At 42.7% G+C, this 14,958-nt stretch carries 16 protein-coding genes and 1 pseudogene; 4 read left to right on the top strand and 13 right to left on the bottom strand.

The genetic code is table 11. The annotated features are described in order from the left end of the window. Positions 1-434: 434 nt before the first annotated feature. From ACAN54_RS03130 to ACAN54_RS03085, 10 genes are all read right to left on the bottom strand, one after another. A complete protein-coding gene (locus ACAN54_RS03130) occupies positions 435-1,010 on the bottom strand; it encodes a DUF421 domain-containing protein (protein ID WP_379152398.1) in 576 nt (191 codons plus the stop codon). A 90-nt stretch (positions 1,011-1,100) separates the two neighbouring features. Then, positions 1,101-1,487 carry a rhodanese-like domain-containing protein gene (locus tag ACAN54_RS03125; RefSeq protein WP_379152396.1) on the bottom strand — a complete coding sequence of 129 codons (387 nt, stop codon included), beginning with the start codon at positions 1,485-1,487 and terminating at the stop codon, positions 1,101-1,103. Beyond that, a complete protein-coding gene (locus ACAN54_RS03120) occupies positions 1,465-1,887 on the bottom strand; it encodes a rhodanese-like domain-containing protein (protein ID WP_379152393.1) in 423 nt (140 codons plus the stop codon). Before ACAN54_RS03120 ends, ACAN54_RS03125 begins: the two co-directional genes overlap by 23 nt. A 77-nt stretch (positions 1,888-1,964) precedes the next feature. Next, on the bottom strand, positions 1,965-2,279 hold the full coding sequence (locus ACAN54_RS03115; RefSeq protein ID WP_379152390.1) for a rhodanese-like domain-containing protein: 315 nt from the start codon (positions 2,277-2,279) through the stop codon (positions 1,965-1,967). Between the two features lie 47 nt (positions 2,280-2,326). After that, complete coding sequence (locus tag ACAN54_RS03110) at positions 2,327-2,596, bottom strand: metal-sensitive transcriptional regulator (RefSeq protein WP_379152386.1); 270 nt, start codon at positions 2,594-2,596, stop codon at positions 2,327-2,329. A gap of 107 nt (positions 2,597-2,703) precedes the next feature. After that, positions 2,704-3,489, bottom strand: coding sequence for a sulfite exporter TauE/SafE family protein (locus ACAN54_RS03105; RefSeq protein ID WP_379152384.1), 786 nt, complete (start codon positions 3,487-3,489; stop codon positions 2,704-2,706). A gap of 315 nt (positions 3,490-3,804) precedes the next feature. Then, positions 3,805-4,032, bottom strand: a complete 228-nt coding sequence (locus tag ACAN54_RS03100; protein WP_379152381.1) for a sulfurtransferase TusA family protein — start codon at positions 4,030-4,032, stop codon at positions 3,805-3,807. A 17-nt stretch (positions 4,033-4,049) separates the two neighbouring features. Next, the gene (locus ACAN54_RS03095; protein WP_379152378.1) at positions 4,050-5,198 is read right to left on the bottom strand and encodes an MBL fold metallo-hydrolase; all 1,149 of its coding nucleotides are present in this window, start codon (positions 5,196-5,198) and stop codon (positions 4,050-4,052) included. Positions 5,199-5,217: 19 nt separating this feature from the next. After that, positions 5,218-5,613: a DsrE/DsrF/DrsH-like family protein gene (locus ACAN54_RS03090; protein WP_042236621.1), complete on the bottom strand. Its 396-nt coding sequence runs from the start codon at positions 5,611-5,613 to the stop codon at positions 5,218-5,220. 43 nt (positions 5,614-5,656) lie between these two features. Beyond that, positions 5,657-6,223 carry a sulfurtransferase TusA family protein gene (locus ACAN54_RS03085; protein WP_379154133.1) on the bottom strand — a complete coding sequence of 189 codons (567 nt, stop codon included), beginning with the start codon at positions 6,221-6,223 and terminating at the stop codon, positions 5,657-5,659. A gap of 337 nt (positions 6,224-6,560) precedes the next feature. Here ACAN54_RS03085 and ACAN54_RS03080 point away from each other — a divergent pair, with 337 nt between their 5' ends. Together ACAN54_RS03080 and ACAN54_RS03075 are read left to right on the top strand one after the other, a co-directional pair. Further along, entirely contained in the window at positions 6,561-6,842 is a 282-nt protein-coding gene (locus ACAN54_RS03080; RefSeq protein ID WP_379152375.1) for an ArsR/SmtB family transcription factor, read from the top strand. Between the two features lie 2 nt (positions 6,843-6,844). Further along, a pseudogene (locus ACAN54_RS03075) lies at positions 6,845-8,767 on the top strand (FAD-dependent oxidoreductase); the annotation flags it as partial. 119 nt (positions 8,768-8,886) lie between these two features. Here the strand turns inward: ACAN54_RS03075 and ACAN54_RS03070 are convergent. After that, positions 8,887-9,936: an NAD(P)-dependent alcohol dehydrogenase gene (locus tag ACAN54_RS03070; RefSeq protein ID WP_379152372.1), complete on the bottom strand. Its 1,050-nt coding sequence runs from the start codon at positions 9,934-9,936 to the stop codon at positions 8,887-8,889. Between the two features lie 367 nt (positions 9,937-10,303). Here ACAN54_RS03070 and ACAN54_RS03065 point away from each other — a divergent pair, with 367 nt between their 5' ends. Continuing rightward, complete coding sequence (locus ACAN54_RS03065; protein WP_379154131.1) at positions 10,304-10,786, top strand: TetR/AcrR family transcriptional regulator; 483 nt, start codon at positions 10,304-10,306, stop codon at positions 10,784-10,786. A gap of 77 nt (positions 10,787-10,863) precedes the next feature. Continuing rightward, positions 10,864-12,039 carry a serine hydrolase domain-containing protein gene (locus ACAN54_RS03060; RefSeq protein ID WP_379152369.1) on the top strand — a complete coding sequence of 392 codons (1,176 nt, stop codon included), beginning with the start codon at positions 10,864-10,866 and terminating at the stop codon, positions 12,037-12,039. A gap of 112 nt (positions 12,040-12,151) precedes the next feature. On the opposite strand, the gene gshAB is transcribed toward ACAN54_RS03060, so the two are convergent. Beyond that, positions 12,152-14,491: a bifunctional glutamate--cysteine ligase GshA/glutathione synthetase GshB gene (gene gshAB / locus ACAN54_RS03055; protein ID WP_379152366.1), complete on the bottom strand. Its 2,340-nt coding sequence runs from the start codon at positions 14,489-14,491 to the stop codon at positions 12,152-12,154. Positions 14,492-14,564: 73 nt separating this feature from the next. Continuing rightward, positions 14,565-14,870: an ArsR/SmtB family transcription factor gene (locus ACAN54_RS03050; protein ID WP_379152363.1), complete on the bottom strand. Its 306-nt coding sequence runs from the start codon at positions 14,868-14,870 to the stop codon at positions 14,565-14,567. Positions 14,871-14,958: the final 88 nt, after the last annotated feature.

The following is a 14,958-nucleotide window of genomic DNA, read 5'->3' as shown; positions in this document are numbered from 1 at the left end:
CTTCTTTTCATTTTTTTTGACACAAGTTTTATATTAACAGTAAGAGCAGGTGAATTCCATAATTTTTGCTGCTGCATAACCTGCTGGCTTTATAGACCCAGCTTTCGGCCAGGACGCCGTCAGAGCCGGCAAGTCATGTTCTTCGCCTGCTCCGAAAAGAACCGCCCCTCAACTAATTTATGAGGGGCGGTTCTTTTTCTTGATATAAAGTCTGAAATATCAGCGCATATTCACTTCAGAAATTTGTAAGCTTCAGCAACACCAGAGGCAAAAACTAATGGATCTCCAATGTAAGAATAATGGGCATAAAGAATCGGTGGACTTTGAATATCAAGCACCAATATCATCTCCTATGCTTTTTTCCAGTGTATGTATAGAAAAAGCAAAGGTGCGAAATTGGCTGTTTTGTTAGAAGTTGAGAAGTAAAGACATGACTACTGCAGGGTGGGGTCAATCCCACTCTCATGGCGGTTTTGACTCACTTCTTTGAAAAGAGTCCCCTCTTCTATTTTGTCGCCTGACTTCAAGCCCAGCATACGTTCCAGTTCCCCGATAGTTACTGGTCTGGCATGCCTCATCAGTTCGTATCCTAATTGGCCGTTTGGTTCAAGTGTGGCGGTTTTGACATCTTTAAAGCTCGAAATCCCTTTCTCTCTGAGCCTGATTTCAAGTTGATCAACTGTCATTCGGACAGAATGTAGAGTATTAATATTGATTTGTCCATTTTCAATCACGATCTTTGATTTTCCGCTAAGCACCTTTTCGAGCCAGTTTATTTTCAATTGTAAATATTCAATAATTAATAAGGACACAATAAACACTGCAGCTGAACCAACAGCCTTCCATAATTCATGATTGGCGATAGGTTGAACTATCGTAGTACCGATTGAGATTATAATTACAGTCGTAGCTACACTCATTTGTGCTATTGATTTTCTCCCGGCAATTCTTAAAAGTATTATCCCGACGACAACCAGAAAAGCAGATTTCCATATCCAGGCGATATCCAACCTATTTCCCCACCTTAATAACCATTTTCAGATAGTATTGTGTATGATGTCATTTTCTATTCATACTATTTTAAATGGATGAATCCCTTATTAGCGCTTCAATTTACCACTCCAGGCGCTCAAGCCTCCTTGCAGATGAACAAGTCCTGTATAACCGTTTTTCAGCAGAATTCTTGCCGCATTCTTGCTTCGCATTCCACTTCGACAATATAGAAAAACAGCTTGATCCTTAGGTACTTCCCTTAAGCGGCCAGATAGCTGGGATAAAGGGATGTTCTTAGCGCCGTTAATATAACCGGTCTTATACTCTCCCGGCTCCCGTACATCTATGAGCATCCTTTTCTCGCTGCCCTCCATCACATGTTGAAATTCTTCAGCGTTCAGCGCCTTTAATCCTTTTGCGGGTCTTATACGGGAATAAACAAACCAGAGCAACAATACAATTACTGCAATGTTAATGATTGAACCTGTGTCCACAATGTCTTCCTCCTTCTTGGGTTATTTTACGAAAACATATTTTTGCAGGCCACTCATCACCTTCGATTACAAACAGACAACGGAAACCATGCTTACGGAGTATTCTTGCTGCTTTATTGCTTTGGTACCAATTGTTGGACAAAATCAGTACGCTATCGTCAGGAACCAGATCGTGTTGCCATACGTAAGGAAGGCGTCCTAAAGATATATTTATCGAGCCGGAAATATGTTCTTCCAAATAATCTGAAGCATCCCTGACATCGAGCATTTTCAAATTTAACCTTTCCTTTTCTTGGACCCAATTATTAGGATCAATATAGGAAAGGGAACGAACGGGCCATATCTGGTACAAGAACCTTAAAGCGATGGCTCCAGTCAAAAAGCACAATAATATGATCATCTTGCTCTGTCCTTTCCTAAGGGCTGCAGCAGCTGATAATTATTGCTCCAGCTACTGCAAATCCACTTGTAAGTTAGTCAACGCACCCATTCATCCGTCCAGTTATTAAGTCCACCTGTCATGTTAATAACATTAAAACCTCTTTCAGTCAGCAGTTCACATGCCAAGCCGCTACGGTTTCCGCTTCGACACATAACAATGGTTTCTTGGGCAGGATCGAGTTCATGTAGCCGTTCCAAAAGCACGCCAAGTGGAATATGTTTGGCACCGGCGATGTGTCCCTCAGCCCATTCTACAGGTTCGCGAACATCCAGCATGATCATTGAATCCCCTTTTTTGAGCTGTGCGGCTACCTTCTGTGGTGAAATTTCTTTTGTAATTTTAAATGCCATGCTAATCTCTCCTTTATTCTATTTAGTATTAATTCATTAACTCTCAGTTAGTGGCTTTTCACAAGAAGCGCGATGGCTTCCTTGACCATTTTCTCGGTATTTGGGTTGCCCTCAGCTTGTTCAGCTACAATACATTGATGCAGGTTCTCCGCGACAATCTGGGCAATAGCTTTATCAGATGCATTGCGCACAGCAGATAATTGAGCCACAACCTCTTTGCATGCCTTTCCTTCTTCCATCATTCGAAGGACACCCCGAATTTGACCTTCGATTCTGCGTAAGCGTGTTTTCATTTCATCCGGATAATGATATTCCATCTATGATCATCACCTTTCATCAAATATACATAGTATACATATACCCCTATAGGTATTATAGCACAAAAATTTTTTTAAACAACTCGCTTGAAGGATTTCGAGAATGATTATAGAATGGTTGACCAGATCTTTACTGCCGTGAGGGCAATTAAGACGACTAATCCATACCGTAACACATTAACATTCATTTTGGAGCTAATCCTGGATCCAAGAGGTGCTCCGAGTAGACTCCCGATAACCGTATAGATTGTAGGCTCCAGAGGAATACCCCCAGCCGAGATTTTACCGATTAACCCGCCTATTGCTGATATAAAGACAATAGCAAGCGAGGAGGCAATGGTTGTACGAGTGGGTATTTTGAGAACAGTAAGCATAATAGGTATTAGAATAAATGCGCCCCCTGCTCCTACGATTCCTGAGACGATACCTACCAAAAAAGCCGCGCCCATAGCAATGAATTTATTGAATGTTAGATGCTCCGACTGTTCTTCGCTTCCTTTTCTCGGGATAAGCATGAGGATAACCGCTAGTACTGCAAGGATTCCGTAAATCAAATTGATAACTTCTCCATTAAGAAGCCCCGAGATGTATCCTCCAGCCAGGCTGCCCACGAGAATGCTGCTCCCCATATATACAACTAGACCCTTGTGAACAACAGCCCCATTATTTTTTTTACGCCGAAAAGCAATGACTCCTGCAAGCGAAGCGAAAAATACCTGGAACATGCTAATCGACGACACTTCATGGGCGGAGAATTGTGCTACCCCAAGCAGAGAGGGTACATATAAAAGCAGCGGATAATTAATAATCGCTCCACCAATCCCAAGCAAACCGGAAAAGAAAGAACCGACCAGACCAAGCAATGCCATTACGATAAAAAGCAGTATATCCATCGGCTTTCCCCTTCCTTTAGATGATGATAAAAAAAACAACAAAAATGTATACGGATCAGAAATATGCGGGTATAATAATACCAAGTAAATTAATGTGAAATGAGTGATTAAGCATGTTTAGTGTGTTGAAATCTCTTTTTAAAGATAACTGCCCAGTATGCAACGATAGATTGCATGCCGACAGTAATGCTGCCTGCAGTATCAAGTCATGCCCCAAAGGTCATTATAAAGAGGAGAGCTATAGCTCTCTTGGTGTACGAATTGTTTATGATGGCTTGAAATAAGCGAACACGCTCATGCGTGTCCGCTTATTTCTTAAATCTTCTTTACAAAGAATTTATAGATGCCATTTTCTTCTTCATATTTAATAAGCTCATGTTTGGTTTGTTTGACCCATGCCTGAAAGTCATTGATAGAACCTTTGTCTGTTGATTGCACTTCCATGATTTGATTAGTGGTAAGACCGTCCAGGGCTTTTTTTGCTTTTACGATCGGCATTGGACAAGCTAATCCTTTCGTGTCGACCACAAGATCTACTTGCATTTTCTTATATCCTCCTCTTATTTATCGTGAACGGCACAGCGGTTTGGACCGATTTCCATCTCTTGCTGCTCTTCTTCACTTGGTGTCATTTTCCCCATATTCGTTTGACGGATTTCTTGGTATGCATTCGGTTGAGGTGGCAGGTTTTCCGTTACAGTGCGCCGGAATGTTGCTTCTTCTTGAATATTCAGACCTGGATTTTTACCATAAAGTTCCGACAACTTCGACATAACTTTCCCTCCATCCCCAAGCTCGGATACTTTTCCGAAATGAGCCGGAAGAACGGTTAAGTCCTGGGATAGTCTTCTGTAGCGGTTATAGAGTGTCTCACGAAGGTCGCCGACCCAGTCTTCTGCTTTGCCGGCCAAATCAGGACGTCCGATCGATTCAATAAACAAGATGTCACCGGTCAACAGGAATTGTTCGTCTACGATAAGTGAGGTACTGCCGATTGTGTGACCTGGTGAATATACCGGCTCGATCCGAATTGTTGTATTTCCAACAGTAATATCCTGTCCTTCTTCCAATTTATCATACGAAAAAGTAACCTCGTCAGCATCTTTAGGTGGCAACCAATAGGTCCCTCCAGTCTTTTCCGCCAATTTCCGGCCGCCTGAGATATGATCGGCATGGAGGTGAGTGTCTAAGGTATGCTTGATCGTCGCCCCTTGGCTTTTCGCAAATTCCTCGAAGACTTCTGTCATCCGGAGTGTATCCACTACGGCCGCTTCACCGTTTGATACAACCATATAAGACAAGCAGCCTTTACCGATTCGAACAAACTGGTAGAGGGATCCCCCACCCTTCAAATCACTGATCTTAACAGGCTCCAGATGCTCACTCCATGATTTCATTCCGCCTTCCAGATAGTACACATTAGTTCTTCCCGCCTGGACAATCTGCTCAGCCACGAATTTGGATGAACCCTCCTTGGCACATACGACAAGGACCTTTTTGCCATTTGGAATTTGATCAAGTGCAGGATCCACACCATCCAGCAGTTCGAAATATGGAATATTGATGACCTCAATCATATCTCCTTCAATTTTCCAGTCATTAAAGTCACTTTCATTACGAACGTCCAGGATGAACAGCTCTTCCTTGGCCAGAACCAATCTTGTAAGTTCCCTGGCTGTCATTATACTCAGTGCATTTGTAGCTTCCATGTATCGGTTCCTCCTTTGATTAAAATGTTAAAGAGACATTGGCATCCTTAGCGAAATCCAAGAATGTTACTGCGCCTCCGACTTCGATTCCTTCGATAAAATCTTCTTTTTGCAAATTCATTACATCCATAGTCATCTGGCAGGCAATGATTTTGACGCCCATCTCCTGTGCCATTTCAACCAGCTCAGGAATGGATGGAACGTTGGCATTTTTGAATCCTTCGGCAAAATGCTCGCGTCCGGCCGGTAATGGCAGCTGGTGATGAGCCTGTTTGTGAATCAAATTCAATCCCTCGAAGGTGAAGAAGATTGCCACTTCGGCATCGGTTGCGGCAGAAGCTGTGGCAATATTGAACACTTTATAGGCATCGAACAAACCACCGTTACTTGCGATAATAGCTACTTTTGTACTCATTACGTTAATTCCTCCATTTAATGTTTTAGTTATAGTTATTGTATTAGTTATTTTCCGTTAATCCTGTCCACCCGGACATGCCAGGTTCAACATTATGAACGTCTTTGAAGTCTTTTGAAGCTAACAGCTGGCACGCCAGATCACTACGCGCTCCCGTCCGGCAAATAACATAGATAGAATCTTCCCGATTGAGTTCATTCCAACGATTCTCCAGTTCACCAAGAGGAATGGAGAACGCATTTGGAATTCGACTAAATGCATATTCAGCTGGTTCACGAACATCTAGAACCATCACCTTCTCATCACTCGCCAGTTTTTTCTCAAGCTCCTCATTAGAGATCACATGCATATATTTTTTTTGCTCCTTAATCTCATCCTGGCTGGCTTTGCGAAGATAATGTTTGAGGACGTTATCCTCTTCAATGGTTCCCAAATATTGATGACCGGTATTCTTTGCCCATCCCTTAATATCAGCTAGAGAGCCTTTATCGGTAGCTTGAACCTCGATGACCTGACCTGCTTCAAGCTGGTCCATCGCTTTCTTAGTTTTTACGATAGGCATCGGACATGCCAGTCCTTTGCAATCCAGTGATTGATCTGTTTTAATCATTTGCAATTTCAGAACCTCCTTGAAGTATTTTATCTGGATGCTAAAAACATATAATACGTATACCCCCATGGGTATTGGCATGGATAAATCATAATTGTGTTGAACCCGTTTGTCAATAGTGTGTGTAAGCACCTGATTTTTTATTAATATGGATAATGCAAACTAGAAACACGAATAATTTTGCTCATTAATGAAGTAAATGATTAGATAACCTACTACTTCGACCTATGCACACAGCCCGTCATATTTTCGACACAATGAAGGGATTGCAATTTATATCTCTATATCTTAATATTACGATATAACGTTTTAGTGGATCGAGGTGATTTCACAGTCAATGGACAAACAATTTGAAACCTATGCACAGGCAGCTGAATTATTGAAGGCACTAGCCCATCCGGTTAGATTATGTATTGTAAAAGGAATCATTGATAAAGGAAGTTGTAACGTGACTTATATGCAAGAATGTTTGGAGCTTCCACAATCTACAGTTTCCCAACACCTCCAGAAGCTTAGATCTTTAGGTATTGTGGAGACTGAAAGAAACGGCCTTGAGATTATTTATTCCGTTAAAGACGAAAGAATCAAACTTCTGCTACAAATATTAAAGGGGGAATAGTCATGAATAAAAAAGTATTAATCGTAGGTGGAGTTGCAGGAGGCGCCTCAGCGGCAGCCCGTCTGCGCAGATTGGATGAAGATGCACATATAGTGATGTTTGAGCGTGACCCTTATATTTCTTTTGCTAACTGCGGTCTTCCCTATTATATTGGGGGTTCCATACAAGATCGTTCCAAATTACTGGTACAAACGCCTGAGGCCATGCATAAACGCTTCAATATTGATGTTCGAATCCAGAGTGAAGTGATCTCCATTGACCCGATTGGCAAAAAAGTAGTTGTGCAAAGTAAGGAACTAGGCTCCTATGAGGAGAACTATGATGCTCTGATTCTATCTCCAGGTGCAAAGCCAATCCGCCCTTCTCTGCCTGGAATAGAGAGTTCCAAAATTCACACACTACGAAACATTCCGGATACAGACAAAATCAAAAATAAGGTGAGTGAAGAAGGTACACGTTCAGCGGTAGTAATTGGCGGTGGATTTATTGGAGTGGAAATGGCGGAAAACCTGAAGGAAGCCGGGCTGGAAGTAACACTGATTGAGGCAGGCCCTCAACTATTGGCTCCCTTCGATTCCGAAATGTCAGCCGTATTATCCAAAGAACTCGTGGATCATGGAGTAAATCTAATTTTTTCCGACATGGTGCAGAGCTTTGAGGAGACTGACGAGCAGATTCAGGTCCACCTTGCAAGCGGTAAGGTTCTACAAAGTGAAATTGTCCTGCTGGCCATCGGAGTTACGCCGGATACATCGTTCCTGAAAGATAGCGGTCTGGAATTCGGACCTAAAGGGCATATCCTGGTTAACGAGAGAATGGAAACGAATATTAAAGATATCTACGCGGTAGGTGATGCTGTAGAAATCGTGGATTTCGTTAACGGACATAAGTCAGCCGTCCCCTTGGCAGGACCTGCCAATAAACAAGGTCGTATTGCTGCAGACAATGTCAGTGGATTAGGTACCACATACAAAGGGACTCAAGGTACATCCATTATTAAAGTCTTCGGCTTGACTGGTGCATCTACCGGCAATAATGAGAAAACCCTGCAGCGACTTGGTATCCAGTATCGTGTTATCTATGTACATCCTAACTCCCATGCTTCCTATTATCCTGGAGCCACTCCAATATCCATAAAACTTCTTTTTAATATGGATGGCAGAGTTTTGGGTGCGCAAGCTGTAGGCTTTGACGGAGTAGACAAACGCATTGATGATATTGCCACGGTGATCCGTTTTAAGGGCACAGTTGCGGATTTAACTGAACTGGAACTCTCATATGCTCCTCCATATTCCTCGGCTAAAGATCCGGTTAACATGGCCGGATACACGGCAGAGAATGTAATTAACGGAATGAGTGAAGTATTTGTACCTGGGGATTTAGCCAGCCGGAATTTGGACTCCACAATACTTGTGGACGTACGAAGCGAATTGGAGCATGCGAATGGGCATATCGAAGGTTCGATTAACCTTCCTGTCGATGAACTGCGTAATCGCCTGGATGAACTGGATCCCGCTAAGGAAATATGGGTCTATTGCCAGGTTGGCTTGAGAGGCTATACGGCATCCCGGATCTTAACCCAAAAAGGGTTCAAGGTGAAGAATTTGACAGGTGGCTACAAAACATATCAGATCAGCAAATATGTTCCGCAAAACAAAAATACGGCTTCAAATGATAAATTGACTGCTACGGACAATTTGAATGCTGATGCAGTCATTGACGCCTGTGGACTCTGCTGTCCAGGGCCGATCATTCAAGTGAAAAAAAATATCGACCAGCTACAGGTCGGGCAAATTTTAAAAGTAACGGCCTCTGATCAAGGATTCTTTGAAGACATCAAGGCATGGGCTAAAATGTCCCATAACAGTCTTATTCAACTGTCAAAGCTTACTAACGGTACTATCGAGGCATACCTCCGCAAAGCGATCATCGATGATGTGAGTGTAAGTAAATCCTAATACATTTCCAAATATAATCATTAACAAAGAAAGAATCTGCTATTTCTGTAGCAGATTCTTTCTTTGTTAGTATTCAATACCCGTGATTATTCTTTCTCCATCGTGCTGATGTCGATCACAAATCGATACCGGACATCTGAGGCTAACACGCGCTCCCAAGCTTCATCAATTTGGTCGGCAGAAATAATCTCAATTTCAGGAGCGATATGGTGTTCCGCACAAAAATTCAACATTTCCTGGGTTTCCCGAATGCCACCAATCATAGATCCGGCAAACGAACGGCGGTGGCCGATAAGTGAGAATACGTTAACTGGCAATGGCTCCGCTGGAGCGCCTACATTGACAAGAGTACCATCCAGCGCTAATAACGAAAGATAGGAACCAATATCAATACCCGCACTCACGGTATTCACAATCAGGTCGAACGAACCAGCCAACTCTGCAAATGTTCCCGGGTCACTTGTGGCATAATAATAATCCGCCCCAAGCTTCAGACCATCATCCTTCTTCTTCAATGATTGAGATAGAACCGTTACTTCTGCCCCCATGGCATGCGCTATTTTTACGGCCAGGTGTCCAAGCCCTCCAAGTCCTACAACAGCTATCTTTTTGCCAGGACCAGCTCCCCAATGGCGCAGTGGCGAGTATGTCGTGATCCCTGCACACAACAATGGTGCTGCGGCATCCAGCTCAATACCGTCAGGAATTCGAACTACAAAATCTTCAGTAACTACAATATGTGTGGAATAACCTCCTTGTGTAAATTGCCCATACCTATCGACAGCCCCATAGGTTCCTGTCATTCCATTGAGGCAGTACTGCTCTTCCCCTTTATGGCAGTTATCACATTCCCGGCAGGAATCAACCATACAGCCAACCCCAACACGGTCGCCAATAGCATATTTTGTAACCTCTGAACCTACCTGTGTAACAATCCCTGCGATCTCATGCCCTGGAACAAGAGGATATTCTACTGGCCCCCACTCGCCCCGTGCTGTATGAATGTCAGAATGGCAAATCCCTGCGAACTTAATCTCAATCAGAATATCATGTGGCTGTAGCTCTCTGCGCTCTATCGTGGTCAGCCGGAAGGGGCCTTCCTGGCTGAATGTAGCACGTGCGTTAACAGTAATCATTGTAAAACCTCCTGCGAATTGGTTTATTGAATAAACATGGCAGTTGAACAAATCCGAAAACAGATAATCCTACTTATGAGTTCACCTTAAGACTTACACGGTTAACTTCTTAGTGAAACTCCAACATACAGTTACGATATTCCCAACCGGAAATAGTAAACTAAATTTGTTTAATCAACTCCTGTCAATTATTATATAGGTAAGAATCCTATGTTCAAGGATCAAAAAGACGTATTATGTTGATTTATCAACACATTAATCAATAATATTCATTATCTAAGAAAGTTTGGTGTAAATATTGACGGGCAAAGTGGATCGCAGAAAAATTAAAACCCAGGAAGCCTTAAAAAAGGCTGTCATTGAACTCATGACTGAGAAGAACTTTGACGACATTACCATTCAGGAGCTTGCAGACCGTGCGAATGTCAACCGTGGAACCATATATCTTCATTATCAGGACAAATTCGATTTATTGGATAAGCTCATAGAAATACATATTAATGAGTTAGGTGAGATGGATAAATGGGCATGTGAGATGAATTGGGTCGATGCGCTTGTACCTTATTTTGAATATTTCGAGAAAAATTATTTGTTTTTTTCTACGATGTTAGCAAGTAAAGGCACCCCCTCTTCTTTCCGGACACGGCTCTTGGCTTCATTTATGAAAGGATTCCAAGGTGAGATTGACAGGGAAAGCGATAAGAATGCGGATTTGAGTGATGATGTTATGTTGCAGTATGCAGGAACTGCGTACGTTGGAGTCATTGAATGGTGGATCAGGAATGGGATGCCCCATCCACCGCACGAAATGGCAAAACAAGTCGGGGTGCTTTTAGAGAGGAGCCTATAAGTATACTATACAGCCGCTCCAAAAGCGTTTAAAATTCTCTGTAGCGAATAATTTTGGGAGAGGGAGTCATAAAAGACATGCTGGACCTAAACATTATCAACCAACTGAAGAAAACGCTTAAAAAAAGTATCGACAACAAGGAAATCGCCGGTGCTAACTTCATGGTGATCAAGAATGGCAACGAGGTTTTTTATCATGAGGACGGTATGGCCGACCTTGAGACAGGTCGCGCTATATCAAGAAATTCAATCTTCCGCCTATACTCGATGACAAAGCCGGTTACCGCCACTTCCATCATGATGCTGCTGGAGCGTGGGGATATCGATTTATTTGATCCTGTCAGCCAGTATATTCCGGGTTTCAAAAACCAACAGGTCGAGAACAATGGTGAACTGAAGCCTGTTACCCGGGAAGTCAACATTCACGACTTGCTGAATATGACCTCTGGACTGGTATACGGCGGAACCGATAAAGCGGGACAGTACACAGATGCTTTGTTCCAGGATCTAGGCAGCCGTCTATACGGTGAAGATCCAATGAGCACAATGGAATTTGCCAACCGCCTGGGTCAAGGACCCCTATCGTTCGAGCCGGGATCATTCTGGCAATACGGAACGTCGGCGGACGTCCTTGGTGCGATTGTGGAGACGGTTAGCGGCATACGTTATGGGCAATTTCTGAACAAGGAGATATTTGAGCCGCTGGGAATGAAAGATACCGGTTTCTGGCTGTCAGAAGAACAAAGAGTTCGTCTTGCCAAAGTCTATCAGGATGATGGTGAAGGCGGATTGAAGGCGTACATGGACAGTCATCTCGGTATCTTCCACCACATGGACCGGGAACCGGCATTCGAGTCGGGCGGAGCGGGACTTGTCTCTACGATTGACGATGCCGCTAAATTTACGACGATGCTTATGAATCAGGGCAGCTATAAGGGAGTTCAATTGCTCAAGCCTAGAACCGTTCAATATATGACTTCAGCACGATTAAGCGATTGGCAGCAAAAAGGGTTCGATACTTGGCATTCCTTGCAAGGCCACAGCTACGGTAACCAGATGCGCATCATGACCGACACCGGGAAAGCCGGAGTAATCGGCGGCCAAGGCGAATATGGCTGGGATGGGTGGCTTGGGGCATATTTCTGCAATAGTCCTCTAGATGGTCTGACCGTGCTTTTTATGATTCAGAAAAAAGATGCCGGCACGCTGCCGATTACCCGCAAGCTGCGTAATATCGTAATAAGCAGCTTATAAGGAGATTTATTGGTCAAACCAAAGCAGTCCGCCCCCTCTGTGATTGAGGGCGGACTGTTTTTTTACCAGATCAGTACTCTCCCGCTCTAAGTGTCTTCCCCACCGGATCTCCTCATGTTTCCATGGGCGGTCCGAATAATAAATCAAGGATCTTATCATCTGCTCTTCGATTTATACCTTGATATGGATAACAATGAATATGAATGGCCGGATTAAAGTTAATTTCGATAATACTATAATTCTCCTCGCTTGCCTCTTCGTTAATATGATTAATCATCATGTCGACTCCACAAAATGTAGCTCCAGCAGCTTTAGCAGCCCGCACAGCTATCTGTTTATAACTTTCTGGAATGTCATCTGTACAATCGATACTGTCCCCTCCCGTGCTGATATTGGAGTTTTCTCTTAAGTAGATTACTTCACCTAATCTTGGGATATCTAATGCGCTCATGGACTGGTTTTTCAAAAACAACCTTTCCGGTTCGCCTAATTGAATCCGTTCTAGCGGGGTTCTATACCCTTTCCCCCTCAACGGATCTTTGTTTTTTTGCTGAATCCGTTCTTCGATTGTATGCACCCCATCCCCTACTATATTGGCAGGTACACGGTGCAGTATCCCTACTACTTCATCTCCCATAACCAGGAAACGATATTCTTGTCCTGCTACAAATTCCTCAACTAGGATCGTCCGGTCATGAGCAAAGGCCATATCAATAGCTTGCTTATAATCTTCTATAGTATAGCTATTGGTGAATATAGTGATGCCCAAGCCAAAATTCGTCGATTTCGGTTTTACTACGATTGCTCTATCCCGATGAACTTCATAATCCAGCAAGGCATCCTGTTGACTGCCATAAGCTGCACCAGCAGGAACCCGAATTCCATGCTGTTTCAGCACCTTCTTGGTAACGATCTTATTCTCCATGATTAGTACTGTACTGTATGAATCTAAGGATGTTTTCGTTGCCTGCTTCACATATTCCAGATGATCCCCCTTCTTAAGGACAACAAAATTCTCATCACGATCAATGAGCTCAAAGCTAATTCCGCGCTTAACCGCTGCTTTTAGTAATAGCTGTGTCGACAATTCCAAATCTTCATAGCCAACGAACTGGTATCCTGCCGCACAACTTTCTTGTGCATATTGCTTCGCTTTATTTAAGTGATAAGTCAGATAAGAAGAAGATTGTATTTCTGATTTGACGATGGATGCGTAACTGTGGTCGGAATTGTGCAGGATGTCTCTATGATAATTAAGTATATGAATCCACGACGAGTCGTCGGGTTGGAGTGCTTTTATCATTGCTTGCATTTCATCAAGGATAGCTATGGCCTTTTCTTTCATGCTTACCCCACTGCCGTCATCCAGCAGTTCCCCTTGAAGTCCTTTGAACATAAGGGTATCCACATTCATATCTGCTTGCTGCTGTTGTTGTTTAGTGAAGGGTTCATCGTGCTTCAGCATCACATAGATAAGAAATAAATGGATGAATTTCATAGTCTGCAGACTGATCCCGTTCTTATAAAGCGGGTTTAAATCGAACATACGTAATTCTATATAAGCTACACCGTCTTCCAGAAGCGATTGCATGGGATGATCACCCTTAGCCGGCTTCATACGAATAGGACTATAAAATTCTTTGACACTGAGTAATTCCTTCGAAATGACCAATTCTCTCAAATCCCGGACATACTCATCCATTGAATTAAAAGATACATATATAGGTTTTTCATTTCGATATCCGCAAATACTATTGCGCAGTGAACTCATATTGGGAAAGAAATGGCTTTCGTCATCCAACTGATCGCTTAAGGATACACATCGATCTACATAGGTTTTATTAAAAACAGGACTGGCACCGGTCAAATAAATCAGTAACCAGCGATATTTCAGAATATTCCGTGCTACCTTGAAATATAAATCGTCCTTGAATTGCTTAAATCCGGTTTTACTTGGTACAGCTTCATAGAGCTTTTGCAGAAAACCCTCATCGAACGAAAAATTATAGTGGATTCCGCTGAGCAACTGTTTCTTTCTCCCATACTTGCCCGCTAACTTATTTCTGTACGCATCTTCTAAAGGATCATTCATCTGGGCAATAGGAATATCCTCTTCCGGAGGCAAAGCGGGGGGATTACTGCTGGTCCACAAATATTCACCAGTCAATTCTTGCGTTACGATATCTTGCAGCGCCTCCAGGAACAAATAGGTCTCTTCAACAGAATGAAATGCGGGAGTGATCATCTCCACCTGGCTTTCCGAAAAATCGGTTTGGATATAGGGATTATCCGTTTTGGAGCCAAATGCTTTGGGGTGAGGTGTTAATGCAAGATTCCCATGTTTATCGACACGCGCATTCTCTTTTTCAAGCCCAAACCGTCCCTTAAAAATTTCTTGAGTTAAATGGTTATCGATAACGTAATTTATATAATCAGAATTTAGCAACACCATCTCTAAATACCTTCCTTTGCTTCATCAGAATCTCATCAAAATATTTTGATGGATAGAATAATTTAACCCCCTTTTATACTGTGGGAGGGTAAAAGATACAACAAACATCATCCGGCAAAAGATATTTGATCGCCTTCTCATTGATACTGTAATAGTTACAGCGACCTTCCTTACGACACTTAAGTAAATCTGCATCCAGCAATAACTTAAGGTGATAAGACAACTTGGATTGGGGAAGATCTATGATCCCTTCCAGCTCACATACACACACTTCAGATTGTTTTTTGATTTCATACAAAATCGCTAATCGCTTCTGATCAGCCAGTGCCTTAAACTTTTGTTCGTAATTACTAAACAATTGCGATTGCTCTGTATTCATAGTTAGACCTCGTCAAATCAAATTTATTTGATACGTTTATCATACGCCAATGAAATCTATCCGTCAAAGCATTCTTATCCTGAATACA

Source organism: Paenibacillus diazotrophicus (assembly GCF_042610465.1).
The sequence above is the reverse complement of the archived record's forward strand: the minus strand, read 5'-3'. Positions and strand labels throughout refer to the sequence as shown.